This is a genomic window from Sediminimonas qiaohouensis DSM 21189, from assembly GCF_000423645.1.
Classification (GTDB): Bacteria; Pseudomonadota; Alphaproteobacteria; order Rhodobacterales; family Rhodobacteraceae; genus Sediminimonas; species Sediminimonas qiaohouensis.
In genome coordinates, this window is sequence record NZ_AUIJ01000025.1 from 1 (window position 1) to 24,560 (window position 24,560).

Consider the following 24,560-nt stretch of genomic DNA (forward strand, 5'->3'; position numbering starts at 1 on the left):
CAGGCGCCAAGCTGAGATGGCGATCTTCGAATACATCAATGGTTTCTACAATCCGCGTCGACGACACTCAGCATTGGGCTGGAAAAGCCCGGTCGCCTTCGAACGGAAAGTGGCTTAAACGAGCACTCGGAGCGGCACAAATACGTGACAGGTCCACTGACACTCTCGTCAATACCAAAAGGCTCCTGCTAATTGCCCCCTCCCGAGCCTCCGCTTTGATACAGAATTATTTCTGTCTTTAGTTCATAGCGGATAATTTCTTGTCCAATAGCCGTTTGTCAAATCTGTGGAGATGTCGCATCGTTATCTTTTGTCTGCAAAGCGGGTATAGGTATAGACAAGCTACAGTTCACCCAGGCGGAGGGGGAAAGCGTTTCATTCTGTCGTACCCTGCCGAGGATCGCCGTGCCAGGAGGAGGCGGCCCGGCGATGCGTGGTGGCCTGCGGCCCTGATTCCGCGCGGGGTGCTGAATCTGAAGGTCCACAATGTATAAGGCCCCCGGCGATCACCGGGGGCCTTTTGTAGTTCGCGAGGGGGAATGCCGGATCAGTTGGCGCGGCGTTCCTCGAAGCTGAGCGCGATGAAGGTGGGTAAATGATCGCCCATGCCGACGACCTTGCCGCCGCCCGATTGGCCCTTGTCCTTGCCGCCCGATTTGCCGCGGTTGCGGCCCTTGGGGGCGTCGCCGCCTTTTTTCGCCTCGGGCTCCTTGGCGGTGTCGGGCTTGGCGGTTTCCTGCGCCTCGGGTGCGGGTGCGGGTGCGGGTGCGGGTGCGGGTGCGGGTGCGGGTGCGGGGGCCTCGGCCTCGGGCTGTTTATCCTCGGCAGGCTGCTGCGCCTCTGCCTTCGCCTCCGGTTGCGCCTCTGCCTTCGCCTCCGGTTGCGCCTCGGGCGCGGCGGTGGCGGCGTCCTGTTTGGGCTTGCGACTGCGGGTGCGGCTGCGTTTGGGCGCGTCTTCCTTGGCCTTGGCCGTGTCGTCGGCCGGTGTGTCCGCCGCGGCGCTGCCGGCCTGTTTCAACGGGTTGTCGAGCAGCGGGATTTCCTTTTGCATGAGGCGCTCGACATCCTCGAAGTTCTTTTCGTCGCGCGGCGTGCAGATCATGATCGCGGTGCCTTCGCGGCCCGCGCGGCCGGTACGGCCGATGCGGTGCACGTAATCCTCGGCATGGCTGGGCACGTCGAAGTTGAACACGTGGCTGACGGCGGGGATGTCGAGCCCGCGCGCGGCCACGTCCGAGGCGACCAGGAACCGCAGCGTGCCGTCGCGGAAAGCGTCCAGGGTCTTGGTGCGCTGCGATTGGTCGAGATCGCCGTGGATCGGCGCCGCATCAAGGCCGTATTTCTTCATCGACTTGGCGGTCGCGTCCACGTCGATCTTGCGGTTGCAAAAGATGATGGCGTTGCGGCACTTGTCGCCCTCGGCCTCGATCAGTTCACGCAAGAGCTTGCGTTTCTCGGTGGCTTCGCGATCCTTGCGGCTGGCTTTGAACTTGACCACACCTTGGGTGATGCTTTCAGACGCGGTGGCCTGGCGCGCGACCTCGATCCGCTCGGGGGCGGACAGGAAGGTGTTGGTGATGCGCTCGATCTCGGGGGCCATCGTGGCCGAGAAGAACAGCGTTTGCCGGGTGAAGGGGGTCAGGCTGAAGATGCGCTCGATATCGGGGATGAAGCCCATGTCGAGCATGCGATCGGCCTCGTCCACGACCATGATCTGAACGCCGGTCAGCAGCAGCTTGCCGCGCTCGAAATGATCCAGAAGGCGGCCCGGCGTGGCGATCAGGACATCGACGCCCTTGTCGATCAGCTTGTCCTGCTCCTTGAAGCTGACACCGCCGATCAGCAGCGCCTTGGTCAGCTTGAGATACTTGGAATAGGTATCGAAGTTTTCGGCCACCTGCGCGGCCAACTCGCGCGTGGGGCATAGCACCAGCGAGCGCGGCATACGCGCGCGCGCGCGGCCACGTGCCAGGAGCGACAGCATGGGCAGGGTAAAGCCGGCGGTCTTGCCGGTGCCCGTTTGCGCGATGCCGAGAACGTCGCGCCCCTGCAGTGCGGGCGGAATCGCCCCCGCCTGAATTGGGGTGGGGGTTTCATAGCCCGCATCGGCAATGGCTTTCAGAACCTTGGGGTTCAGGTCAAGATCGGAGAATTTTGTCATTTGCATCCGTCGTTTACGGACACGTTCCGGCCCGTAGCGTCTGATTTGGGTCGGGCCCGGATGGCCCCGTGGTTATTCCACATATGCGACCCACGATCGCGGCTTACCCTAAAGAGGATGTGGCGTCAATGAAAGCCGCGATTGGCGTGCGCGCAAGCGCGCTATTGTCGCCGCAGGAGGGACGATTGCTGGCAATCGGGGCGGTTTTGCCGGTACGCGGGACGGCTAAGGCGCATTCGGGAACTGCCCGGCGCGTTTGCGGGCAAGGTCGAGGGCGTAGCTGCGCAGCAGGCCGTGCTGCGCCAGGCGGGCGCGCAGGGCCGGGGTCGCGGTGCAGACCTCTTGGTAGAAGCGCGCGAGCATCTCGGTGCCCCCCTCGTCGATGAGGTGGGTCAGCAACTCGTGCATGGTCATCCCGCCCTCTTCGCGGGGCGCGCCGGGCTTTAGCTCGGCCCGGTACGAGCCCTTCTCCAGCCGATACGCCAGCGCGCTTTGGAACCGGTCCCAGCCGGGCGCGTGCAGGTGCAGCAGCTCTGTCTCTTCCAGGGGGCGCTCGCCGGGGTTCATGCGCTCGCCTTGGAACACGTTGTGGATCTGCACGCGCAGGCCTTCGATGCCGGTGCGGTAGATCATCTTGCCGGCGACATGGCTGAGGAAGCCGCCGTTGAGGACCGCGCCGAAATCGCCGTAGACCTCGCGGGTCTGGCGGCGGCGGGTGGGGCGATCGGGGGCGCAGGCCTTGAAATGCGTAACGGGTCCGGCGCCGCCATCCGGCGCCAGCGCCTCAAGCGGGCGCATGCGGGCGCATAGGCATTCGGGCGGTAGATCGGCCAGTTGCGCGGCCAGATCGCGCGCGGGCCAGAGCAGCTCGTCCACGTCGATATGGGTTAGCCAATCCACGTCGCCGGCGCGCGCATAGGCGTGGCGCGCGTTCTCGAACTGGCGTGACTGGTGCTTGACGCGGCGCTTGATCCCCAGGCTGCGCCAGTACTGCGCATCGGTCAGGGTGGGCCGGCACTTGGGGTGCGCCTTGAGCGCGTCGTACGCCGCGCGGTTGTCATCATCGAGGTAAATGAACAGGCGATGCGCGCCCAGCTCAATGTGATGGGCGGCAAATTCAAGGATCTCTTCGGTGGGCGCGCGGATCGTGGCGACGAGGCCCCATTTTGGCATCTGCATCGCGTTAACCCTCGGGCAGGGTGCCGAAGATGTCGCGCACCTTGGCGTCAAGGTCCAGGTTGCGCGCGATCAGCATGTCATTGTGGCGCAGCCGCGAGACAAGTTCCGGCGTTGCTTCGCACACTTCACCAAAGAAGCGGCGCAGGCCCTCCTCGCCCTCTTCGCGGCGCAGGTATTGCAGCATGTCATGCAGGCGAAAGCCGCTGTCGTCGCGTTTCTTGTAAGAGCCGTGATCGAGCCGGTAATCGAGCCTGCGCCGGAAGCTGTTCCAGTCGGTCGCGTGGGCATGGCCGATGTAGAGCCCGTCGAGCGGCGCGATGTTGGTGGCGGCGGCCCCGCGATAGAGAAGCGCGTGCAGGCCTAGGCGAACCTCGGGGATGCCGGTGCGGGCGATCAGTTTACCCTCAAGGTGGCTGAGGTAGCCGCCGCGCAGGTAGGGGCCGAAGGTGGGGTAGATGTCTTCAAGCACGGATTTGTCCCGCCCGGCCATGCGCGCGGTGGTCTTGAACAGGGTGTCATCGCCGCCGGCCAGTTGTTCCACCGGGGGCATGAGGATAGCAGCGGTGTCCCTGTCCACCTGCGCCAGCATCTCGCCCATGGGGGCAGGGGGCAACATGAATTCGTCCACGTCCACATGCGCCAGCCAATCCAGATCGGTGCGGCGGTAGGTGCGCGTCGCGACCCAAAGCTGGCGTAGCTGGTGCTGCTCCATGCGGGGCTTCTTCTGGGCGTTCCAGTAGGTGTCGTCGCAGGTGATCACCTCGATCGCGGGGTGCTGTGCGAGGAACACGGCGGCGGCCGGGTCTGGCGCGTCAAGATGCAGGTAGAGGCGCGCGGCGCCCAGCGAAAGGTGATGCGCGGCAAAGCGCGCGATCTGCGCCAGCGGTGCGTGGACGAGCGAGACAACGCCCCAGCGCGGGGGCGTGCGGGCGTCGCCTTGCGCCTTGGGGCCGGGGACCGGGGCCGGGTTGCTGCCCCGGTCGGCGCCCGCAGGGGTTTGGCGGCTGGCGGCGGCGCGCTGCGTCTTGCGCTTGGCGCGCATCTTGCGCAGGCGGGCAAAGACGGTGCGATCATCGCGTATCAGCAACTCAAGCAGATGACAGGCCAGCGGCGCGATCACGCGGTCATCTCTTGCCTGTTGCCACAAGCCGCCCAGCAGGTTGACGTCCAGCCCCCCGCCAACGATGGCGTAGCGATCCATGCCGAGGGCAAGCGGCGATTTGGGCGGCGCGGTCCAGTCGTGCGGCTGATCGGGGGGCTTGTCGGAAAAGACCCGCTCGGTCTCATACAGCTTCATCATGGCGAACAGCATCGACAGGGATTGGCCGATATGGCGCTGCGCGTCTGTGTGGCCGTGATCGCCGAAGGTCGTAATCGCCGAAACCAGCCAGCGCGCATCGAGCGAGGCCAGAAGAAAGCCCGATTGCTCGGCCCAAAGACGTTGAAACAGGGCGGGGGCGTGGTCGGGGTAATCGCGGCGGCGCAGGTTGGCGATCAGCAACCCGTGCAGCAACAACAGCTCGGGCTGCCCGGCAAACTCGGCCGACAGATCCCGCCGCTTGCGCGCATAAGAGGACGTCGACCCTGCCACGTCGGGCGCGTCCGGGTCGACCCGCGTGGTCTTGAGCGGCTCAAGCGACACGTCAAGCGGCGGCAGCGCCTCGCCCGGCGCATAGCCAAGCGGCTCGCGCCGCGCCTCCATCTGGCGGACGATGGCGGGAAAACCACCGGGATATATGGGCCGGCCCCGATCACTCATGGCGCGACAATGGCCGAGCGGCATGCCGCGGGCAAGCAACAATCACCCCGACGGGCCGGTCGCGGCATGGCGCGCGCCATGAGTGATCAAGTCATTGATATTTTGAATTGCTTTGACATGCTTCAAAAAAATTATGTAATTGATTTGGGTCATGTGCGCAGATTTTCGTACGGCCTAAAATCGCGCACATCCCGCATCCGTAAGTGGGGTTTTGCGGGATCTTTGCGCAAACAGGAGAATTGTTATGAAAATCAGGTTACCGAAAGAAATTGGCCGCGTGGCCGCCGTGGCGGCGGTCATGGGGATGGCTGCGTCGACAATGGCGATCGCGGCCGACGAGGGTTCGATCGCGCGTGGCGGGCGGCTATACGACAAATGGTACAAGGAGATCGACGACAAGGCGCCGGGCGAGTCGCACAAGCTGTATCCGACGGACGCCACGTATGCCGACAAACCGGGCAGCAACTGGCGCTGCAAGGAATGCCACGGTTGGGACGGCATGGGCGCGGACGGGGCCTATTCCAGCGGCAAGCACTTCACCGGGATCAAGGGGATCAACGGCATGAAGGGCGCCGATCCGGCCGCTGTGGTGGCTATCCTTACGGACGACGCGCACGGATACGGCGACTACCTCTATGACGAGGAGTTGCAGGACCTGGCCAATTTCGTCGTCGAGGGGCAAAGCAACTACGCCGACTACATCAAGGATGGCAAGATCGTCGGCGACGCTGCCCGCGGCGGACAGGTTTATCGTACGGTTTGTACGAACTGCCATGGGGCGGATGGCAAACTGCCCAAGGATATGCCGATGTTGGGGTCACTGACCGGCAACCCGTGGGAGGTGATGCATAAGGTGCTCAACGGTCAGCCCAAGGAAGTGATGCCGGCGCTGCGCGCCCTCGATCATCAGATCGCGGCGGATGTGGTGGCATATATCGATGCGGAACTGCCCGCGGAATAACGCGCGACCAGCGGCGTTTTCCCGGCCGGGCGCGGTATTGGCGCCCGGCCGCTGCTATCCTTGAGGGACTGAACAAATGCTAAGACTATCAAAGCGCCTGTGGCACTGGTTCACGCGGCCCAGTGTCCTGATCGGGCAGGGCGTGTTGCTGCTGATCGGTGGTATCGGCGGTATCATCTTCTGGGGCGGGTTTCACACCGCGATGGGAGCGACCAACACCTTGGAATTCTGCATTTCCTGTCACGAGATGCGCGATACAGTGTACCAGGAATACAAGGCCAGCGCGCACTAAAGGCCAGCGCGCACTACAAGAACGCGTCGGGCGTGCGCGCCGTCTGTTCGGATTGCCATGTGCCGCATGCCTGGGGGCCCAAGGTCGTGCGCAAGATCAAGGCCTCGGGCGAATTGTATCACAAGCTGCGCGGCACCATTGACACACCCGAGAAGTTCGAGGCCAAGCGCGCCGAATTGGCGGCGCATGTCTGGGAGACGATGAAAAGCACGGACTCGCGCGAGTGCCGGAACTGTCACAGCTTCGAGGCGATGGATTTCGAAAAGCAGGGACGTCGGTCGCGGCGGGAAATGGAGGTGGTCGCACTCGAGGGGCACGCGCCCGATGGATCCTCTACCTGCATCGATTGTCACAAGGGAATCGCGCATAATTTGCCCAAGACCGAAGAGTGAGGCGGCGTGGGGAGGGGCGCCGGCGGGCCGGCTCCTGCCCTTCTGCCCTTGGGCTACACCATCATTTCCTTGGTCGCCGACAGGGTGATGTCGGGGTAATCGCGTTCGACCCTGTCGATATCCCATTGCAGGCGCGTCAGGTACACGACATCGCCGTCGTTGTCGGTGGCGATGTGGCTTTTGTTGGCCTCGGTGAAGCGGTCGATGACTTTCTTGTCGCCACTGATCCAGCGGGCCGAGGTGAACTGCGTCGGTTCGAACCGGACGGGCAGGCCGTATTCCAGTTCGATCCGGCTGGCCAGCACCTCGAATTGCAGGGCGCCGACGACGCCGACGATGAAGCCCGAGCCAAAAGTGGGTTTGAACACTTTGGCGGCGCCTTCCTCGGCGAATTGCGTGAGGGCCTTTTCCAGGTGCTTGGCCTTCATCGGATCGCCCGCGCGCGCGGTTTGCAGCAGCTCGGGCGCGAAGGACGGGATGCCGGTGACGCGCAGCGCCTCGCCCTCGGTCAGGGTGTCGCCGATGCGTAGCTGCCCATGGTTGGGGATGCCGATGATGTCGCCCGCCCATGCCTCCTCGGCCAGCTCGCGGTCGGAGGCGAGGAACATGACCGGGCTGGAGATCGTCATCTGCTTCTTGGTGCGCACATGGGTCAGTTTCATGCCGCGCGTGAAGTGCCCCGAGGCCATGCGCACGAAGGCGACGCGGTCGCGGTGCTTGGCGTCCATGTTGGCCTGCACCTTGAACACGAAGCCCGATACCTTGGGCTCTTCCGGCAGGATCTGGCGGGGTGTGGCGCTTTGGGGTTGCGGCTCGGGGCCGTAATTGGCGATGCCCTCCATCAACTCCTTGACCCCGAAGGAGTTGATCGCAGAACCGAACCAGATTGGGGACATGTGCCCCTCGATCACTGCTTGGGGATCGAGACGGGGCAGCAATTCGCGGGCCATCTCGACCTCTTCGCGCAGTTGCGTGAGCAGGTGCTCGGGCACGTGCTCATCGAGAAGCGGATCGTCGAGGCCGCGGATCTCGATGGATTCGGCGACGCGGTTGCGGTCGGCGCGGTCCATCAGCTCGAGCCGGTCATTGAGCATGTCGTAGCAGCCCAGGAATTCGCGCCCCATGCCGATGGGCCAGCTGGCCGGCGTCACGTCGATGGCCAGGTTTTCCTGTATCTCGTCGATGATATCGAAGGTGTCGCGGCTTTCGCGGTCCATCTTGTTGCAGAAGGTCAGGATCGGCAGGTCGCGCAGGCGGCACACTTCGAACAGTTTTTGCGTCTGGCTTTCGACCCCCTTGGCGCCGTCGATCACCATGATCGCGGCATCCACCGCCGTCAGCGTGCGGTAGGTGTCTTCCGAGAAATCCGAGTGGCCGGGCGTGTCCACCAGGTTGAAGCGGAAGGTCTTGAAATCAAACGACATCGCGCTGGCGGAGACGGAAATGCCGCGGTCCTTTTCCATCGCCATGAAATCGCTGCGGGTGCGGCGTGCCTCGCCCTTGGCGCGGACTTGTCCGGCCATCTGGATCGCGCCGCCATAGAGCAGGAATTTCTCCGTCAGCGTGGTCTTGCCCGCGTCCGGGTGGCTGATGATCGCGAAGGTGCGGCGCCGTGCGATTTCCGGCGGCAGAGCGGGGCGGTTTGAATGGGTGTCCAACATGAGCGCGCGTATAGGTAAGAGCCGCGCCTTTGGCAAGGAAATGCGCGCGCGCCGGGGCGGGATGGTGGCGCGCGCGAGGGGCTGTGGCTGGGGCGCTCAGCCGCCCTGTGCGCTGCGCCCGGATTGGGCGCGGCGGATTTTGTCGGGCCAGGTGGACTTTATGTAGGCGAGGATATCGCGGATCTCGGGATCGCTGAGCTTATCGCCGAAGCCGGGCATGCCGCTTTGGAAATCGGTCACGCCGCGCGCCTGCATCAGGGCCTGGCCGCCTTGCTTGGTATAGTCGAACAGCATCGCATCGTCGTGGTGCCATGTGTGGCCGGTTTCGTCATGCGGCGGCGCGGGGAGGATCCCGTCGGGGCCGGGCTGGCGCCAGTTCTCTTGTCCCTCTAGGTTTGCGCCGTGGCAACTGGCGCAGTTCTCGGAGTAGAGCGTTTTGCCCTGCGCGAGGTCTGCCGCCGCGATCCTCATGTCCGGGCGCGCCGTGGTATCGGGCCAGAACAGCATCAGGCCAGCGGCGACGACGGCGCCCAATGCGAGGGAAAATGCGATGAGTTTCATGGGTTTAATCCTTTGGATCAGGGGGATCGGCATTCAGAAGGTAGGCGGCCATGGCGCGGCGATCGGCCGGGGAAAGCCATGTGGTGCCTTGGTTGACAACCTCGGCCATGGCGCCGCCGAAGACGTCGCCATCGGGCATCAGGCCGGTGGAGAGCGCGGCGGCGAGGCTGGACGCGGTCCAATCGTTTTCGCGCAAGGCGCCCGGCGTGATCGCCGGTGCGCTATCGCCGCCCGGAAGCGCATCGCTACCCGCGAAGTGCCCATCTGGCAGGGACCGCCCGCCAAGCGCGTTGCGCGCCGTGTGGCAGGCGCCGCAATGGGCCACCCCTTCGACCAGCCACTTGCCGCGGTTCCATGTGTCAGAGCGGTCCGGCGCTGGCGCGTTGCGCGCGGGTTGGCGGAACACGGCCCGCCACAGCCACAGGCCCCAGCGTTGGTTGAACGGAAAGGCGATATCGCTAGCGGGGGCGGGCGCGCTTACCGGCGCGACCGTTTGAAACGCCGCCCACAGATCGGCGATGTCCGTGTCGCCAAGGCCGGCGTAATAGGCATGCGGGAAGGCAGGGTAATAGGGCGTGCCGTCCGGCGCGACGCCTTGGCGCAGCGCGCGTGCGAACTCTCCGCGCGACCAGTTGCCGATGCCATGCTGCGGATCGGGGGTAATGTTGGGCGGCACGAACCGCCCGAACGGGGTGTCCAGCGGTGCGCCACCGGCCAGCGGTTTGCCGCCGCCCTTGGTATCGGTATGGCAGGCGATGCAGCCGCCTGCGCGGGCAAGGTATGCGCCGCGCTGGGGCTTGCCCGCCTTGGCGATGTCCGGCGGCGGGGTCGGGGCCGTCTTGAGCACGACACCCGCGCCAAGCGCGGTTGCCAGCGCGGCAACCATCAGAGTTGCTCCGATAATCCGGGGCATATCAGTCGTCTTCGGCCCGGAAATCGCTGTGGCAGGCCGAACAGACCTGCGCCGTCATGGCAAAGGCGCCATCGGCGGGCATTTGCGCGATATGCTCGGCCGACATGCCGACGACGGGGCCGCCTGAGTTGCCCATCATCATGCCGGTGTTACCCGTCATCATGCCGCCGCCGGTCTGGCCCATCATGGCGCCCATGCCGCCACTGCCGGTACCCATGCCGCCAAGGCCATTGTCCGCCGCGCCTTCAAGCCCTTGTGCCGTGACTTCAAGCTGCATTGCCAGCGCCTCGAAGCGATCCCAGTCCTGCCAGATGGCGGGCAATGCCTCGCTTGGGCCGTGGATCGAGCCTTCGGGGAAATGCGCGGTCAGGGCATCGCCGGCGTTTCGTGCAATGGCCTGCGCGGCCTGGCGCACGGTGTCCGGGTCATAGTTTGCTTCGCCCCGCATCATGGGGGCGACGGATTTCATGGCCTTGCCCATCTCTTTCATGGCTTCCATGCGGTCCTTGACCTTGCCTGTGGCGCCGGAATGGGCCCAGACGGTCCCGGCCAGTGCCGTTGCCGCCAGTGCGGCAACGCTTGTCGTCGTGCGATTCATGTTTGCTTTCCTCGAGTTAGCGATGTCGATGAAGCCCTTTATGGGCGCGTTCATCGCTCACGCTCGAGGTGGGGGCGGGTCCGCGACGGGGGTGTGAGAGACCGCAAAGGGCGCCGCGTGATCGCTACGCAGGAGGGTCGCGCGACGATCAGGCCCGGCCAGGGTGGTGGCGGCTTGCGCTTCGATCGCGGGGGCGCAGACGGCGCCGACGTTGCAATGGGGTGCGGCGTGGCCGGTCTGGGCCTGTCCGGGCTGATCTGCGGGCAGCGGCGCCGGTTGCGCGGCATGTGCACCCAGCCCATGCGCGTGCGCCTGTCCGCCGAGCAGGCCCGCCGCGAGCAGCAGGGCAAGTGCCACCAACAGCGGGGGCAGGAATTTCGCGCTGATCGGCATCGGGTGGCGCATCTCCGCAATCGTTCGCTCCGCTGGCGACTATGGCCGACGCGGCGGCGGCGGTCAAACCGCTATTGCGCGGCGGGCCGATCGGGCAAGGAAACGCCGAGAGCCTGCGCCATGACCGCGAGGCTGGCTTCAAGATGCGTGGAAAACGCCGTGTTGACAGGGCTTTGCGTGACACCCTCGCGGTGCAGAAGGCTAACCTGCCGGACGCAGGCGGGATCGGCCAGTGGCAGCGCGATCAGGCCCTCGGGTAGGGTGCGGGTGGCCAGCCCCGGCAGGATCGTGACGCCCGCCCCGGCCCGCACCATCGCCAAAAGCGAGGTCACGTTGCGCACCGACAGGCGGGCCTTGTCGGCCAGCGCGAGGAAATCGGCGCTGCTGAGCCCGCGCAGCGTCTCGTTCAGGATCAGCGCGCCGCCATCAAGGTGCCCCCATTCCACCGGCGCACGGCGCGCGGCCAGCGGATCATCGGCGCGACAGACAAGGTGCAGGGGGTCGGTGAAAAGCGCGGTGTCGGACAGGCCGTCGGGCTTCTCCGACGGGCTACCGAGGCCGATATCGGCGCGCCCCTGCGCCAACATCCGGCGCACGGTGCTGCTGTCGGTATCGAAAAGGTCGATCCGGGCGCTGGGCCGGTCGCGGGTGAAGCCCTGGATCACCTCGGGCAGGATCAGCGCCGCCACCGAGGGCACCGACGCGATGCGCAGCCGTCCGGAGCGCCCACGCGCGTAGCCGGTGATCAGGTCCACCGCGTTATCATGATCCCGCACCAGGGTCGCGGCGACATCGTGCACGAACTGGCCCAGATCGGTCAGCTTGCTTTTGCGGTCGCTCTCAAACAGGGCGCCGTCCAAATGCTCCTCAAGCTGCTTGAGGGTCATCGAGACCGCCGATTGCGTGCGGCACAGGGTTTCCGCCGCGTCGCGGATGTTGCCGCATTCGGCCACGGTGACAAAGGTGCGCAGGGCTTCGGTTCGGATCATCGGGTTCAGATGTATTGAAATAGGCTTCATTTGTATTTGTTTGATTGAAGTCCGTCAATGGCACACCCTTTAGTTGATGCCAGGTAACGGGGGGATCATGGCGCAAAAAACCATGCGGCTGGACGAGATCGAGGAGCTGGCGCGCGGCGCGCTGGAACAGGCGGGCGCAAGCGCGGAGCAGGCGGCATCGGTGGCGCGCTCGACCCGGCTGGCGGAACGCGATGGCATTCGCAGCCACGGGTTGCTGTACGTGCCGATCTATGCCGAGCATGTGCGCTGCGGCAAGGTCGAGGGCCACGCGCGGCCCGAGGTCAGCCGCCCGGCCCCCGGTGCGGTGCGCGTGGATGCGGGCCACGGCTTTGCCCATGCGGCGATTGATGCGGGGTGGCGTGATTTTACCGACGCGGCGCGCGGCAATGGCATCGCGGCGATGACGGTGCACCGCTCTTACAATTGCGGGGTTCTGGGCCATCACGCCGAGCGGCTGGCCGAGGACGGGCTTTTGGGCCTGTGTTTCACGCATGCGCCCGCGTCGATCGCGCCGGTAGGCGGCAAGGACCCAGTGGTGGGCACCAACCCGTTTTCCGTGGCGGCGCCCGACGGGGAGGGGGGCGCACTGCTGGTGATCGATCAATCCGCCAGCGTGATCGCCAAGTCCGAGATATTGCTGCGCGCCCGCACGGGCGATCCGATCGAGCCCGAGTGGGCGCTGGATGCGCAAGGCCGTCCCACAACCGTGGCTCAGGAGGCGCTGGAGGGCTCGATGCGGCCGGCGGGGGGCTACAAGGGGTTCGGCGTGGGGCTGATGGTCGAGATATTGGCCGCGGCCCTGTCGGGCGCGAACCTGAGCACCGAGGCCAGCCCCTTTGCCGGGCCCAAGGGCGGGCCGCCGGGGACCGGGCAATGCTTCATCGCGATCGAGCCTTCGGGCCTGTCGGGCGGGGCGTTCGGTGCGTCGATGGCGCGGCTGGCGGCGTCCATCTCCGCGCAGGAGGGCGCGCGCCTGCCCGGGGCGCGGCGCGCGCAAAACCGTGCCCGGATCGAGGCCGAGGGCGTGGCGGTGGACGACACGCTACTGGAGCGGATCGCGGGCTGATCGAAGGCCTGCACTGACATGACTTTGCTGACAAGACGACGAGGATTTCAATGACCAACGGGACCACGGACAATTTCATCGGCGGAGAGTGGCGCGGCGGGCAGGCGCGCGTGGAAAAAAATGTGAACCCGTCGGATGTGTCGGACGTGATCGGTCATTATGCGCAGGGCGATACGGGCGATGTGGAGGATGCCATAGCGGCGGCGCGCGCGGCGCAACCCGCGTGGTGGGCCGCCGGTATCCAGAAACGCCATGACGCTTTGATGTCCATCGGAACCGAGTTGATGGAGCGCGCGGGCGAGATCGGCGCGCTCTTGGCCCGCGAGGAGGGCAAGCCGCTGGCCGAGGGCAAGGGCGAGGTGTATCGCGCCGGGCAGTTCTTTACCTATTTCGCGGCCGAGGCCCTGCGACAGATCGGTGATTTCGCCCAGAGCGTGCGCCCCGGCATCGACATCGACGTGCGACGCGAGCCGGTGGGCGTGGTCGCCATCGTCAGCCCGTGGAACTTTCCCATCGCGACGCCCGCGTGGAAGATCGCGCCGGCGCTGGCCTTTGGCAACGCGGTGGTGTGGAAGCCCGCCAACCTGACCCCGGCCAGCGCCGTGGCCCTGACCGAAATCATCGCGCGGCAGGACCTGCCGGCGGGGGTGTTCAACCTGGTGATGGGGCCGGGGCGGGACGTGGGCAGCGCCTTGGTGGCGCATAGCGGCGTGGACGCGATCAGCTTTACCGGGTCCGTTGAGGTGGGGCGCGGCATCGCGGCGGCGGCGGTGCCCAACATGACCAAGCTGCAGATGGAGATGGGATCGAAGAACCCGATGCTGATCATGGACGACGCCGACCTGGACCTGGCGGCGGCGCATGCGGCGGGGGCGGCGTTTGGCGGGACGGGGCAGAAATGCACCGCCGCGTCGCGCCTGATCGTGCACGAGGCGGTGCACGACGCCTTTGTCGAGAAGCTATCGGCGGCGACGCAGGCGCTGAGCGTGGGGCATGCGTTGGAGGAGGGTACGCAGATCGGCCCGGTGGTCAGCGCGGGTCAGTTGGCGCAGAACCTTGCCTATATCGACAAGGGCCGTGCGGAGGGTGCCGAGCTGATTTGCGGGGGCGCGCGGCTGGAGCGCGCGAGTGAGGGGCATTACATGGCGCCCGCCGTGTTCGCGGGCACGCGCAACGACATGGTCATCAACCGCGAGGAGATGTTCGCGCCGATCACCTGCGTGATCCGCGCGGGCAGCTACGGCGAGGCGCTGGCCATCGCCAATGACAGCGAGTTTGGCCTGACTGCCGGGATCATGACGCGGAGCCTTTCGCGGGCCAACCACTTCCGCGCCAACATGCGGGCGGGTACGCTGATGGTGAACCTGCCCACGGCGGGCACCGATTACCACGTGCCGTTCGGAGGGCGCGGCGCATCAAGCTACGGCCCGCGCGAGCAAGGGCAATACGCGGCCGAGTTCTACACCACGGTCAAGACCGCCTATGTCGCGCAGGGAGAGCCGGAATGACGCCACGCATCGACGCGCTGCAATACGCCAACTGGTCCGAGAAGATCTTTCGCCAGATGCGGGCGGGCGGTGTCGATGCGGTGCATGTGACCATCACCTACCACGAGAACTTCCGCGAGACGGTGCATAATATCGAGGCGTGGAACCGCTGGTTCGAGCGGTTTCCGGACCTGATTTTTCAAGGGTTCGATGCGGGCGACATTGCCCGTGCGCGCGACACGGGCCGCACGGCGATCTTTTTCGGCTCGCAAAACCCCAGTTGCATCGAGGATGATATCGGGCTGGTCGAGGTGCTGCACCGGCTGGGCATGCGGATCATGCAGCTTAGCTATAACAACCAGTCGCTATTGGCGACGGGCTGCTACGAGAAGGACGACACGGGCCTCACGCGGATGGGCCGCGAGGTGGTGGCCGAGATGAACCGCGTCGGCATGGTGGTGGACATGAGCCATTCGGGCGAGCGATCGACCCTTGAGGCGATAGAGCATTCGGCGCGGCCCATTGCGATCACCCATGCCAACCCGGCGGGATGGCACCCGGCGCTGCGCAACAAGTCCGACACCGTGCTGCGCGCATTGGCGCAATCGGGCGGGATGCTGGGTTTTTCGGTGTATCCGCATCACTTGAAGGATGGGGGAAATTGCAGCCTCGCGTCGTTCTGTGACATGGTGGTGCGCACGATTGACCTGATGGGGGCGGGGCATGTCGGTATCGGCACCGACCTGTGTCAGGACCAACCTGACGGGGTGGTGGAATGGATGCGGTCGGGTCGCTGGACAAAGCGGGTTGATTATGGCGAGGGCAGCGCCGATGCGCCGGGGTTTCCGGCAATGCCCGAGTGGTTCCGCGACAACCGCGATTTCGGGCGCATAGCCGATGGTCTGCGCGACGCGGGCCTGGGCGCCGAGGATGTCGGCGCGGTGATGGGCGGCAACTGGGCCCGGTTTTTTGCGCAGGGGTTCGGGCCGCCGGACAAGGGGGGTGGCGAATGAGCTGTGCGCCGCAAAGCCCCATGCCGCAGGCCGCCGCCTATCGGCGCGGCCCGGATGAGGTGATGCGGCTGTCGCGGATGGGCTGTGCCCACCCCACGCGCCTGTCGTTCCTGCGCCAGATGCTGCGGCGGCTGCGGCGCGAAGGCTGGCGCTTTGACCGGCCGGTGTGGGATTTCGATGCGCGCGGCGTGGGGCGGGCAGTGTACCGCGCCATTGGCCCAGAGCGGACCTATAGCCTTGTCGCCTTCGGTCATGACCTGCCCGACGAAATGCGCTCGGATCGGGTGATCGCGACGGCGTGGGACGCGACGTTCACGCTGTTTGATGGCACGCCGACGCATCACGATCTGGACCGTCTGGCCGCCAACGTGCCGTTGCAGGAGGCCGGCCGCATCAGCCCCCGCGAATTGAGCCTGAGCCGCGCCAACAAGTCGGTGCGCCTTTTCAAGCATGTCGTGGAGCGGTTGGCGCAGGGGCAGCAGCCCGATGCCGGGGCGCTGGCCGAAACCGGATACCTGATGCGCACGACCGCCGTTTACGGATCGGGCAAGTTCGGCGCGGCGGATCGCGAAGTTGTCGCCGCCCGGCCCGAGATGCGCGCGCCCTTTCAGGCCGAGATGCTGTCGGTGTGGTTGACGCGGGCGTTTACCGTGGACCTGGTCGAGCACCTGGCCCGCGTGCGCGGCGGCGGGGCGGCGGCGCGCCTTGATCCGGCGCTCAAGCGGGGGCTGGGCGTTGGTAACTCGACCGGCCTGGGCATGGCGCCGTTCCTGGTGCGTCACCCGGTGCTGCTGAACAACTGGATGATGGCGCGCGAGGAGGCGCTGGCGCGGGTGCGGGCGCAGGCCGGGGCGGCGCCCGGCGCGATCAAGGGGTTTTGCACGGCGCTGGCCGAGGCGCGGCGCAACGCCGCCGAGTGGCACAGCGCCCATCCCGTCCAGAAGGACAAGCTGGAGGATCTGAGGATAGGGCTGGACGTCGCGGCGTCATATGTCGAGCGCCAGTGGGACAGCGCCGGCGCGCATCCGTGGGATGCGCTGTGGCGTTGGGTGCAGACGTATCTGCCGGTCGAGGCGCAGGAGGCGCTTCTTGCCGCTATGATCGAGCCGCATGGCGATCTGGTTGACGGGCTGACCGCGTGCATGGATGCCGACGAGGAGGCCGCCATGTCCATCGATGGCACCATGAGCGTTGCGGCGCTGCGCAAGCTGTTGGCGCGCAATTACCACTGGGCGTTGGCGCAGGCCTACGACACGCCCGAGGGCGCCGCGCGGTTCTGGTACGTGTCCGAGGAAAAGCTGGAGCCGCGATTGGGCGAGCGCGCGACCGAGGAAGGCGCCGAGAAGGAGCTGCCGCTGGATATCGGGCGGCAGGCGGCGGCGCTGAATGCGGCGCTTGATGGTGTGGACGGCGACATGCCGGTCGCGCGGTTTCTGCTGGCGCATCCCGAGCATCGCCATGTCCTGCGGCGGGTGCAAATCGCGGCGCGCTATCCGTTTTCCGAGATCCGCGACAACCTGATCGGGGCGGAGTTGCTGCCGATCGACATGCTGCGTTGCAAGCTGGCGTTCTTCGGGGCGACGCGGTTCGACCCGCGCTCGGATCGGTGGGTGCGCATCAGCCTGTTCCAGGGGGCGCCGTATCCCAGTGACCTGGCAAGGGAGGCGCCGCAATGACGCCGCAGCCCAATGACCCGACGCAGGTCGGATCGGAGCCGCCGCGCGACGAGGGCGACGGCCTGCGCCTGTCGCGGCCGGAAATCCAGGCGCTTGGGACCAAGGCGGCGCGCGGGGCGGGCTACGCCTGGGGGCAGGCGGAAGAGGCCGGATGGGCCGCCGGGTGGCTGGCGCGGGCGGGCCTGCCGGGGGCGGCGATTCTGCTCGATGTGCTGAAGGCGCAGCCGCTGGCACCGCCCGCGCCCGCACCCGGGCATTGGAAGGCGAAGGGGCCGCAATGCCCGCTATGTACGGGTCTGGCGCTACAGGACCACGCCGGATTGCCCGAGGGTCCGGGGCCCTCCAGCGTGTTGGTTGACTCTGTTATCTGGCCCGTGTTCCTAATGCCATTCGTCGCGCGGGCTGCGGCGGCATTGGGGGCGCCTTTGGAAATGGCGTGGGCCGATGTTCGCGTCACCCTGCCCGCGGACGGGGCAATGCCCACGCTGGAGGACCCGGCGTCGGTGCGGGCGCCCGAACAGGCGACGGTACGGATTACCGTGCCGGACCCGAAAGAGGCGGTGGCACCGATTGCGCCTGCCGCGAAGGACAATACCGGAGCCGGCTTCGAGGGCGTGATAACTTTGGAAACCTGGCAAAAACTGGATACGCTGGCGATGTGCACTACTGTCACATCGTCCATTGAATCGCGCGTCCGCGCCGGCGCGCAGGAGAGTGATAATGATTGACGCCGGGGCAGGTGCGGCTAGCGCTACAACCGCCTCGGATCATGGCGGCGACGCGAGAGCGTGGCGCTTCGTCGTCCGGCACCACGGCGCGCCCGAACGGGCATGCGCGTGCCATTCACCCAAGCCACCACGAACCACATAGGGAGACGACCCATGAGAAAACTAGCACTTGCGGCTACCTTCGGGGCATTCGCCTTGCCGGCAGCGGCACAGGCGGAATGCGGCGAAGTTTCGGTCGCCGAGATGAACTGGGCCTCGGCCTCGATCATCACCAAGATCACCGCGTTCATGATGGAGCAGGGCTATGGTTGCGATGTGACAGTCGTGCCGTCCGCGACCACCACGGCGATCACCTCGCTGGCGGAAAACAACGAGCCCGATGTCGTGCCCGAGCTGTGGGTCAACTCGGCGCCGCTTTACTTCAAGCTTGAAGAGCAGGGCAAGGTCAAGAAGGCGACGGACGTTTTCTCGGACGGCGGCAGCGAAAACTGGTGGGTTCCCGACTACCTTGTCGAAGAGCATCCCGAACTGGCCACCATCGAAGGCGTGCTAAACAATCCTGAACTGGTTGGCGGGCGCTTCCACAACTGCCCTGACGGCTGGGGCTGCCGCATCGCCAACGACAACCTGGTGCAGGCGTTCGAGTTCGAAGAGCACGGCATGGAAGTGTTCAACCACGGCTCGGGCGAGACGCTGGCCGCAGCGATGGCATCGGCCTACGAGAACGAAGAGCCATGGTTTGGCTACTACTGGGGCCCGACCGCGCCCTTGGGCCGCTACAACATGGTCGCCGTCGACATGGGGCCGCATGATCCCGATATCCACGCCTGCAACCAGACGCCGGATTGCGAAAACCCCGGTAAATCCTCATACCCGGCGGCGCCGGTGCTGACGGTGGTGACCGCCGATTTCGCCGATCGCAACCCCGAGGTGTTCGACCTGGTCAGCAACATCTCGTTCACCACGCAGGAGCTGAGCAACCTGCTGGCGTGGCAGGCCGATAACGGTGCATCCGCCGAAGAGGCCGCGGTGCATTACCTGACCACCAGCAAGGACACCTGGATCGATTGGGTGAACGATGACGCCGCCGAGAAGCTGAGCGCCATCATCCAGTAATGACTTATCAAGGAGGCGGGGCCGTGCAATTTGCGCGGCCCCGTCCGCCCAAAAAGAAAAATCGGGCGTCTCAGCCCGCGCAGGGAGATCGTGAAAATGGCCACATATGATTTCGTGTTCAGCGGGCTGGGCCTGCGCGAGTGGTGCGACAAGGACGCCACCAGCGGCCCCATGACCATGGCTGAACTCATGGGAAAGAGCAGCGAAAGCGCGGATGGCAGTGCCCCGGCGGCGTCGCTGTGGGATTTGCCGTTTCCGTCGCTTGATGCGCTCAACAAGGCGTGCCCCGCCTTTGCCCGCACACGCGACGTCACCAAGGGGGTCGAGCAGGGGTTCCTGGATATCAAGGATTCGCTCAAGATCGTGCTGGACCCGCTGACGCAGCCGCTCAGCTGGTTCCTGGAAGGGGCGCTTTATGCGTTTCAGAACACGCCGTGGTGGATCGTGATCCCGCTGTTGCTGGCGCTGGTTTATTTCGCGTCCAAGTCGATGAAGCTGGTGGGGTTCGTGGCGTTCTCGATCCTCTTTTTGGCGTTCATCGACCATTACAATTTTGCAATGCAGACCTTGGCGATCATATTCGTCTGCGCGCTGCTATGCGTCTTGCTGGGCGTGCCCATCGGCATTGCCATGTCGCGAAGTGACACGATGCAGCGCATGACCATTCCGGTGCTGGACATGCTTCAGACATTGCCGCCTTTCGTGTACCTGATCCCGCTGATCTTCCTGTTCTCGGTGACCGAGCCCAAGCTATATGGGATCGCCATTATCCTCTACGCGATCGTGCCGGTGATCCGGCTGACGGACCTGGGTATACGCCTTGTCGACAAGGAAGTGATCGAGGCCGCCGATGCCTTCGGCATGACCGACCGGCAGAAGCTTTATGGTGTGCAGATCCCACTGGCCCTGCCGAACATCATGGCGGGCGTGAACCAGACCATCATGATGAGCCTGGCAATGGTTGTCATCGCCTCGCTGGTGTCGGCGCCGGGTCTGGGCGTGCTGGTGCTGCGCGGTATTCGGAACCTCGAGTTGGGCGTTGGCCTGATTGCGGGGCTGGGGATCGTGCTGTTGGCGGTGATCCTGGACCGGGTGACCAAGGCCGCCCTGGCGCGTGTGAACGCCGCCAGCGCGTCGCAGAAAAACTGAGCGGGGGCAGGACCGATGGAAAACGACATAAAGATCTCGATCCGGCACCTCTACAAGATCTTCGGCGCCGATCCGGCGGGCGCGCTGGAGCATGTGATGGACGGCATGGGCAAGGACGAGTTGATGGAGAAGCATCGCCATGTTCTTGGCTTGCAAGACATCAACGTGGACATGCGAAATGGCGAGATTACGGTGATCATGGGGCTGTCGGGATCGGGGAAATCAACCCTGATCCGGCACCTCAACCGCCTGATCGAGCCGACCGCAGGCGAGGTGCTGGTCGATGGCGAGAACGTTCTGGACTACGGCGAAAAGCGTCTGCGCAACCTGCGCCGGCAGGATATGTCGATGGTGTTCCAGCATTTCGCGCTGCTGCCGCATCGCACCGTTCTTGAAAACACCGGGTTGGCGCAATCGGTCCGGGGCGACGCACGCGCCGATTACGAGGGCGAGGCGCAGAAATGGCTGGACCGCGTGGGTCTGGGCGGGCAGGGGCACCAGTACCCCCACCAGCTATCGGGCGGGATGCAGCAACGCGTCGGCATCGCCCGCGCGCTGGCGTCCAATTCGCCCATCATGCTGATGGACGAGGCGTTCTCGGCGCTTGACCCGCTGATCCGCACGGATATGCAGGATCTTCTGCTGGAGCTTCAGGGGGAGCTGAAAAAGACCGTGGTCTTTATCAGTCACGACCTGGACGAGGCGCTGAAGCTGGCCGATCATCTTGTGATCTTGAAGGATGGCCGGGTTGTGCAGCAGGGCGAGCCGCAGGAGATATTGCTGCATCCCAACGACCCGTACATCGTGGATTTCATCAGCGACATCAACCGCGCGCGGGTGCTGCGGGTGCGCTCTGTCATGGAGAAAACCGATCAGGCCCCGGCGCAAGCCGCCGGTGATGTCGGGCCGGATGATACGCTCGAGTCGGTGATCGCGCTGTCGGGCGGGGATACGGCGCTTTGCTATAGGGTGGTGCGAGATGGCAAGCAGATCGGCACCCTCGACATGAAAAAGCTGGTGCGGGCCCTGGTCCCCACCAGCGCCGCCGAGGACGGCATGCGCGCCCGCGCGACCTGACGCCGGGCAAGGCACCGGCGCGCGGGAGGCTGCGCGCCGGTGGTATGTGGATAGGTCTCGCCCAAGCCGGCGTTGGGTGTTTTAATCAAGGGGTTGATGGACCGGCGCGGACGTCAGGATTGGCGTGCTTCGCGGTGTCTTGAGCGTTTCGGCGGCCAGTTCGGATCATCGCGCTTGACGGTGCGGGCGTTCCAGATCCCTGCGGGTACGCCAATGATCAGGCCCACAAGGCCGGAAAGCACGAAGGACATCCAGCTAACCCATCCAATGCTGAGAACCGCGATAACCGCCGCTCCGGCAACTGAGCTTACCCATATCAATACCATGAACGTTCGAAGAGGGGCTGGCATGGCGACCTCCTTTCTCATCGCTTGACCTGTTCCTACACCCCTCAACGCATGAGAGGGCAAGAAGTTCCAATAAGCCGGGTTTGGCGGGGATGGGTGTTGGCAGCGTCCGGTCGGGGTCCCCCAATCACCAGACGCCGCGTTCATCCAGCTCCTTGCGCAGTTCGCCCTTGAAATCAAGTGCCGAGGCCGAGGGGCGCGTTACGAGGCTGATGCCGATGAACAGCGCGACCGTTACCGTGATCACCGTGCCTGCCAGTTTCGGATCGAAGACGCTGACGCCTGCGATCATCGCCATGGTGATCGCCGTGCCCGCGCCGCCCACAAGCGAGGCGAGAACACCCCACGCCGTGCCGCCGCGCCAGAAGAAGGCACCGATGGTGGCCGGAACCGTCACGATCAGACCGGCTGCCGAAAGCGCCGCCAATTGATCGACGATCGGCGCGTTTTGCAGTGCGAACCAGGCGGCGAACAGAACCACCACCACCACGACGACCCGTCCGATGAAAATCTGCCGGGCGTCGCGCCCTTCACCCTGGCGCATCAAATCGCGCGCCACCATGGAGCCAAGCGTCAGCGCGATGGAATCGAGCGTTGAGACAGCCGCCGACAGAATCCCGATGATCAACAGCAGGCTGACCCCAACCGGCACCACGCCCGAACCCAGCAGTGCCGGCGTCGCCTCGGCGGGGTTGTCCAGATCGGGCGCCAGCACCAGCGCGGCATAGCCCCAGATCACCGCGATCAGCGTGAAGATCAGGCCAAAGCCCAACACCCAGAAGATCATCCGCCGCATCGCCGCAAGATCGGTGGTGACGAACAAGCGCTGGCTGACCTGTGGGTTGGACAGCGGGAAAAAGAACCACGGAATCGCCAGCGCCAGGAAGGTTGGCAGGCTCCACAATCCCGGCCCCGGCACATCGAGCCACTCGCCATGCGTTTGCTGCACCTTTGCCGCGAAGGCGCCCACGCCGCCAATCGCCGCCACCACGAACCCCACCGCCAGCAGCGCCGAGATCAGCATCACGGCGGCCTGTACGGCATCCGTCCACGCCACCGATCGCAGCCCCGCAACCAGGGTCCAGAAAATCGCCAGCGCCGCGCCGATGGCGATGGCGGTGGCAAGGCTGATCCCGCCGCCGGTGACGCCCGACAGAAGCAGCCCGATCCCGGCCATCTGGGTGGTGCAGTAGGGCATCAGGAACACCAGGCTCAGCACCGCCGTGAGCCGCGCGATATTGCGGCTGCCATAGCGCGCGCCCAGCATTTCCGCCGGCGTGATGAAACCCCATTTCCGTGCTGCCAGCCAGAAGCGCGGGCCAAACACCACCAGAAGAGTCAGGCCGGAGAAATAAATCAGTTCGAACCCGAGCGCGCCGATCCCCCCGCGATAGGTCAGCCCGGTCAGCACCACTAGCATGAACGCCGAATAGGTTGTCGCCGCGTAGGACAGCCCCGACACCATGCCGCCGAGGTGCCGCCCGCCCAGGTAATAATCCGCCGCAGTGCCCTTGTTGCTGCGCGCCGCTGCAAAAGCGATAATGCCGCCGATCACGGCGAACACCGCGAGGGTTATCCAGATGACGGTCGTGGTTATCATCGCTCAGAGCCTCCAGCGCGCGACGCCGGCCACGATGAGGCCGATCACCGCCACCCCGAAGACGCACCAGAACGCCAGGATATCGAGCGATGGCGCGCCACCGCCGAGAGCGCCGTATGGCACGATGATGCCGGACGCGATGACCGCGCCAACCACAATCAGCCACCAGGTGAATCCGCGCATTGGCTGCTTCGTCCTCTTTTGGGGGCGATGTCGCATCGCCGTCTGGTTCGGGTCACTTCGGGCCGCGGCTTCAGGATAAGGGTAATCCGGTGATCGCGGCAAGAAGCCATCGGTGCATGGGCGAACGGCGGGTCTACGTCGCCCAAAGTCCCGGTGGCATTCATCCCTGACGCGCGTCCCTGCGATCAGTTGGCTATTCGACCGTCCGTGGCCGGGCCGAGCGGCATTTCAAGGCTCTCGATGGCCCATTCTATCGGGTATGACGGATGGCGCGACGCCTCGTCGGGGAACTGTTGCGCCTCGATCACGCTGTTGATGGCGAGCAATTGCGCCGCCGCGGTGTAGGTGCCAAAGGGATCGATGTAGAGCTTGATAATGAGAAACCGCGTCGCCGGCTCCAGTGCGCCATCTTCCACGGCGCATTCAAGCCGCCCGGGCGTGATGGCTTCGGGATTGGGCAGGACGCGTCCGTCGTCGGCAAGGCGAAGAGCGATGCGGCGTGCATGAAGCTCTTTGCCCGAGGAACGCGACGTGTCCGCGGCGTAAGAGCTGACGTAGTCCGCAAGCTCCAACCCGCTGCCGGCCGGCGCCTTGAGGTCCAACCGGCGCATCGCGTCGATCATTGCCTTGGTGGCCTCGTCATGCCCGATTTCCGTTTCCCGGTCGTCCTTTTGCTTTTCTTCGCAGCCTTGCACCTGCAGCTTGCCGCCCCTGACATGCGTTGCCGTGAGCGGGCGGGAAATCATCCCGCCCTGGATAAGCAGCTTGCCGGTGATGTCGTGCAGGCCGTTCGCCTTCAGGGTCACTTCAACCGGCATGCCCTGGGCCGCCGTCGCGTGGCGGTAGACGCCATCGGCGACCTGGTTGAACACGCGATCCACCTGGCCGTCGGGGATGCCGGTCAGGAACTCCTTTAGAACGAGTGTCTTGCCGCAATCCTTGACCTCGATCGCGACCTGCCCCACGCCGCCGGGGTCGCCTGGACCGCTTGGGGTGCTTGTTTGTCCGGCTTCGAATGTCCAGTTCCCCGGGCACAAAAGCCCCTCGGGGATGTTGTGCATTGTCGCCATGCCGTCCGTTTCTTCGGCCATGCTTGCGTTGGCGAGCGCGGCGCATGCCGCCCCCATGACGATCCACTTGCGTATCATCGTGTGCCTTCCCTTCCTGCTTCGGGCTCTTGTTCTTGCTCGCCACCAGTCCCGGAAGGCAGCGCCGCCTTTTTTCCTATC

General features: G+C 65.3%; 25 protein-coding genes. 12 read left to right on the forward strand and 13 right to left on the reverse strand.

The features are described 5' to 3' along the window. Positions 1-118 (forward strand): IS3 family transposase (locus tag G568_RS20315; RefSeq protein ID WP_211222262.1); only part of this gene is annotated, 118 nt, incomplete at its 5' end. A gap of 429 nt (positions 119-547) precedes the next feature. Here G568_RS20315 and G568_RS0114600 read toward each other — a convergent pair. The 3 genes from G568_RS0114600 to G568_RS0114610 all read right to left on the reverse strand — a co-directional run bounded on the left by G568_RS0114600 (position 548) and on the right by G568_RS0114610 (position 5,099). After that, positions 548-2,161, reverse strand: coding sequence for a DEAD/DEAH box helicase (locus tag G568_RS0114600; RefSeq protein WP_026758726.1), 1,614 nt, complete (start codon positions 2,159-2,161; stop codon positions 548-550). A 225-nt stretch (positions 2,162-2,386) separates the two neighbouring features. Continuing rightward, positions 2,387-3,340 carry a glycosyltransferase family 2 protein gene (locus G568_RS0114605; RefSeq protein ID WP_051203037.1) on the reverse strand — a complete coding sequence of 318 codons (954 nt, stop codon included), beginning with the start codon at positions 3,338-3,340 and terminating at the stop codon, positions 2,387-2,389. 4 nt (positions 3,341-3,344) lie between these two features. After that, positions 3,345-5,099: a glycosyltransferase family 2 protein gene (locus tag G568_RS0114610; RefSeq protein WP_026758728.1), complete on the reverse strand. Its 1,755-nt coding sequence runs from the start codon at positions 5,097-5,099 to the stop codon at positions 3,345-3,347. Positions 5,100-5,343: 244 nt separating this feature from the next. Here G568_RS0114610 and G568_RS0114620 point away from each other — a divergent pair, with 244 nt between their 5' ends. From G568_RS0114620 to G568_RS20820, 3 genes are all read left to right on the forward strand, one after another. Beyond that, positions 5,344-6,060: a c-type cytochrome gene (locus G568_RS0114620; RefSeq protein WP_026758729.1), complete on the forward strand. Its 717-nt coding sequence runs from the start codon at positions 5,344-5,346 to the stop codon at positions 6,058-6,060. Positions 6,061-6,136: 76 nt separating this feature from the next. Continuing rightward, entirely contained in the window at positions 6,137-6,352 is a 216-nt protein-coding gene (locus G568_RS20815; protein ID WP_281169014.1) for a NapC/NirT family cytochrome c, read from the forward strand. Positions 6,353-6,384: 32 nt separating this feature from the next. Further along, on the forward strand, positions 6,385-6,744 hold the full coding sequence (locus G568_RS20820; RefSeq protein WP_281169015.1) for a NapC/NirT family cytochrome c: 360 nt from the start codon (positions 6,385-6,387) through the stop codon (positions 6,742-6,744). Between the two features lie 53 nt (positions 6,745-6,797). Here the strand turns inward: G568_RS20820 and G568_RS0114630 are convergent, their stop codons facing one another. The 6 genes from G568_RS0114630 to G568_RS18965 all read right to left on the reverse strand — a co-directional run bounded on the left by G568_RS0114630 (position 6,798) and on the right by G568_RS18965 (position 11,859). Beyond that, the gene (locus tag G568_RS0114630; RefSeq protein ID WP_026758730.1) at positions 6,798-8,405 is read right to left on the reverse strand and encodes a peptide chain release factor 3; all 1,608 of its coding nucleotides are present in this window, start codon (positions 8,403-8,405) and stop codon (positions 6,798-6,800) included. A 96-nt stretch (positions 8,406-8,501) separates the two neighbouring features. Beyond that, entirely contained in the window at positions 8,502-8,966 is a 465-nt protein-coding gene (locus G568_RS0114635; protein ID WP_026758731.1) for a c-type cytochrome, read from the reverse strand. A 4-nt stretch (positions 8,967-8,970) separates the two neighbouring features. Beyond that, positions 8,971-9,879 (reverse strand): c-type cytochrome, encoded by a 909-nt coding sequence (locus G568_RS0114640; RefSeq protein WP_026758732.1) that lies wholly within the window; start codon positions 9,877-9,879, stop codon positions 8,971-8,973. Position 9,880: 1 nt separating this feature from the next. Beyond that, a complete protein-coding gene (locus tag G568_RS0114645) occupies positions 9,881-10,477 on the reverse strand; it encodes a c-type cytochrome (protein WP_037374261.1) in 597 nt (198 codons plus the stop codon). A gap of 57 nt (positions 10,478-10,534) precedes the next feature. Next, a complete protein-coding gene (locus G568_RS0114650) occupies positions 10,535-10,882 on the reverse strand; it encodes a hypothetical protein (RefSeq protein WP_037374265.1) in 348 nt (115 codons plus the stop codon). A gap of 59 nt (positions 10,883-10,941) precedes the next feature. After that, positions 10,942-11,859 carry a LysR family transcriptional regulator gene (locus G568_RS18965; RefSeq protein ID WP_051203039.1) on the reverse strand — a complete coding sequence of 306 codons (918 nt, stop codon included), beginning with the start codon at positions 11,857-11,859 and terminating at the stop codon, positions 10,942-10,944. A gap of 94 nt (positions 11,860-11,953) precedes the next feature. Here G568_RS18965 and G568_RS0114660 point away from each other — a divergent pair, with 94 nt between their 5' ends. The 8 genes from G568_RS0114660 (at position 11,954) to G568_RS0114695 (ending at position 21,201) form a co-directional block, all read left to right on the forward strand. After that, positions 11,954-12,955 carry an Ldh family oxidoreductase gene (locus G568_RS0114660; protein WP_037374275.1) on the forward strand — a complete coding sequence of 334 codons (1,002 nt, stop codon included), beginning with the start codon at positions 11,954-11,956 and terminating at the stop codon, positions 12,953-12,955. A gap of 50 nt (positions 12,956-13,005) precedes the next feature. Beyond that, the gene (locus tag G568_RS0114665; protein ID WP_026758736.1) at positions 13,006-14,463 is read left to right on the forward strand and encodes an aldehyde dehydrogenase family protein; all 1,458 of its coding nucleotides are present in this window, start codon (positions 13,006-13,008) and stop codon (positions 14,461-14,463) included. Continuing rightward, positions 14,460-15,455, forward strand: a complete 996-nt coding sequence (locus G568_RS0114670) for a membrane dipeptidase (RefSeq protein WP_026758737.1) — start codon at positions 14,460-14,462, stop codon at positions 15,453-15,455. Before G568_RS0114665 ends, G568_RS0114670 begins: the two co-directional genes overlap by 4 nt. Beyond that, positions 15,452-17,131, forward strand: a complete 1,680-nt coding sequence (locus G568_RS0114675; protein WP_026758738.1) for a hypothetical protein — start codon at positions 15,452-15,454, stop codon at positions 17,129-17,131. The genes G568_RS0114670 and G568_RS0114675 overlap by 4 nt, the downstream gene beginning before the upstream one ends. Next, complete coding sequence (locus G568_RS19750; protein WP_026758739.1) at positions 17,128-17,859, forward strand: DUF3726 domain-containing protein; 732 nt, start codon at positions 17,128-17,130, stop codon at positions 17,857-17,859. The genes G568_RS0114675 and G568_RS19750 overlap by 4 nt, the downstream gene beginning before the upstream one ends. A 153-nt stretch (positions 17,860-18,012) precedes the next feature. Next, positions 18,013-18,975, forward strand: coding sequence for an ABC transporter substrate-binding protein (locus G568_RS0114685; RefSeq protein WP_026758740.1), 963 nt, complete (start codon positions 18,013-18,015; stop codon positions 18,973-18,975). Between the two features lie 96 nt (positions 18,976-19,071). Further along, positions 19,072-20,124: an ABC transporter permease gene (locus G568_RS0114690; protein ID WP_026758741.1), complete on the forward strand. Its 1,053-nt coding sequence runs from the start codon at positions 19,072-19,074 to the stop codon at positions 20,122-20,124. 15 nt (positions 20,125-20,139) lie between these two features. Beyond that, entirely contained in the window at positions 20,140-21,201 is a 1,062-nt protein-coding gene (locus G568_RS0114695) for a quaternary amine ABC transporter ATP-binding protein (RefSeq protein ID WP_026758742.1), read from the forward strand. 113 nt (positions 21,202-21,314) lie between these two features. On the opposite strand, the gene G568_RS0114700 is transcribed toward G568_RS0114695, so the two are convergent. The 4 genes from G568_RS0114700 to G568_RS0114715 all read right to left on the reverse strand — a co-directional run bounded on the left by G568_RS0114700 (position 21,315) and on the right by G568_RS0114715 (position 24,479). Then, positions 21,315-21,551, reverse strand: a complete 237-nt coding sequence (locus G568_RS0114700; RefSeq protein WP_245582958.1) for a hypothetical protein — start codon at positions 21,549-21,551, stop codon at positions 21,315-21,317. 124 nt (positions 21,552-21,675) lie between these two features. Next, the gene (locus G568_RS0114705; protein ID WP_051203040.1) at positions 21,676-23,148 is read right to left on the reverse strand and encodes a sodium:solute symporter family protein; all 1,473 of its coding nucleotides are present in this window, start codon (positions 23,146-23,148) and stop codon (positions 21,676-21,678) included. Between the two features lie 3 nt (positions 23,149-23,151). Further along, positions 23,152-23,331 (reverse strand): hypothetical protein, encoded by a 180-nt coding sequence (locus G568_RS0114710; RefSeq protein ID WP_026758745.1) that lies wholly within the window; start codon positions 23,329-23,331, stop codon positions 23,152-23,154. Between the two features lie 185 nt (positions 23,332-23,516). Further along, the gene (locus tag G568_RS0114715) at positions 23,517-24,479 is read right to left on the reverse strand and encodes a hypothetical protein (RefSeq protein ID WP_026758746.1); all 963 of its coding nucleotides are present in this window, start codon (positions 24,477-24,479) and stop codon (positions 23,517-23,519) included. Between the last annotated feature and the right edge of the window lie 81 nt (positions 24,480-24,560).

Coding starts and splice junctions, on each gene's coding strand:
- G568_RS0114600 (WP_026758726.1), bottom strand. CDS start 2,161: ATGACAAAATTCTCCGATCTTGACCTGAACCCCAAGGTTCTGAAAGCC.
- G568_RS0114605 (WP_051203037.1), bottom strand. CDS start 3,340: ATGCAGATGCCAAAATGGGGCCTCGTCGCCACGATCCGCGCGCCCACC.
- G568_RS0114610 (WP_026758728.1), bottom strand. CDS start 5,099: ATGAGTGATCGGGGCCGGCCCATATATCCCGGTGGTTTTCCCGCCATC.
- G568_RS0114620 (WP_026758729.1), top strand. CDS start 5,344: ATGAAAATCAGGTTACCGAAAGAAATTGGCCGCGTGGCCGCCGTGGCG.
- G568_RS20815 (WP_281169014.1), top strand. CDS start 6,137: ATGCTAAGACTATCAAAGCGCCTGTGGCACTGGTTCACGCGGCCCAGT.
- G568_RS0114630 (WP_026758730.1), bottom strand. CDS start 8,405: ATGTTGGACACCCATTCAAACCGCCCCGCTCTGCCGCCGGAAATCGCA.
- G568_RS0114635 (WP_026758731.1), bottom strand. CDS start 8,966: ATGAAACTCATCGCATTTTCCCTCGCATTGGGCGCCGTCGTCGCCGCT.
- G568_RS0114640 (WP_026758732.1), bottom strand. CDS start 9,879: ATGCCCCGGATTATCGGAGCAACTCTGATGGTTGCCGCGCTGGCAACC.
- G568_RS0114645 (WP_037374261.1), bottom strand. CDS start 10,477: ATGAATCGCACGACGACAAGCGTTGCCGCACTGGCGGCAACGGCACTG.
- G568_RS0114650 (WP_037374265.1), bottom strand. CDS start 10,882: ATGCGCCACCCGATGCCGATCAGCGCGAAATTCCTGCCCCCGCTGTTG.
- G568_RS18965 (WP_051203039.1), bottom strand. CDS start 11,859: ATGATCCGAACCGAAGCCCTGCGCACCTTTGTCACCGTGGCCGAATGC.
- G568_RS0114665 (WP_026758736.1), top strand. CDS start 13,006: ATGACCAACGGGACCACGGACAATTTCATCGGCGGAGAGTGGCGCGGC.
- G568_RS0114670 (WP_026758737.1), top strand. CDS start 14,460: ATGACGCCACGCATCGACGCGCTGCAATACGCCAACTGGTCCGAGAAG.
- G568_RS0114675 (WP_026758738.1), top strand. CDS start 15,452: ATGAGCTGTGCGCCGCAAAGCCCCATGCCGCAGGCCGCCGCCTATCGG.
- G568_RS19750 (WP_026758739.1), top strand. CDS start 17,128: ATGACGCCGCAGCCCAATGACCCGACGCAGGTCGGATCGGAGCCGCCG.
- G568_RS0114685 (WP_026758740.1), top strand. CDS start 18,013: ATGAGAAAACTAGCACTTGCGGCTACCTTCGGGGCATTCGCCTTGCCG.
- G568_RS0114690 (WP_026758741.1), top strand. CDS start 19,072: ATGGCCACATATGATTTCGTGTTCAGCGGGCTGGGCCTGCGCGAGTGG.
- G568_RS0114695 (WP_026758742.1), top strand. CDS start 20,140: ATGGAAAACGACATAAAGATCTCGATCCGGCACCTCTACAAGATCTTC.
- G568_RS0114700 (WP_245582958.1), bottom strand. CDS start 21,551: ATGCCAGCCCCTCTTCGAACGTTCATGGTATTGATATGGGTAAGCTCA.
- G568_RS0114705 (WP_051203040.1), bottom strand. CDS start 23,148: ATGATAACCACGACCGTCATCTGGATAACCCTCGCGGTGTTCGCCGTG.
- G568_RS0114710 (WP_026758745.1), bottom strand. CDS start 23,331: ATGCGCGGATTCACCTGGTGGCTGATTGTGGTTGGCGCGGTCATCGCG.
- G568_RS0114715 (WP_026758746.1), bottom strand. CDS start 24,479: ATGATACGCAAGTGGATCGTCATGGGGGCGGCATGCGCCGCGCTCGCC.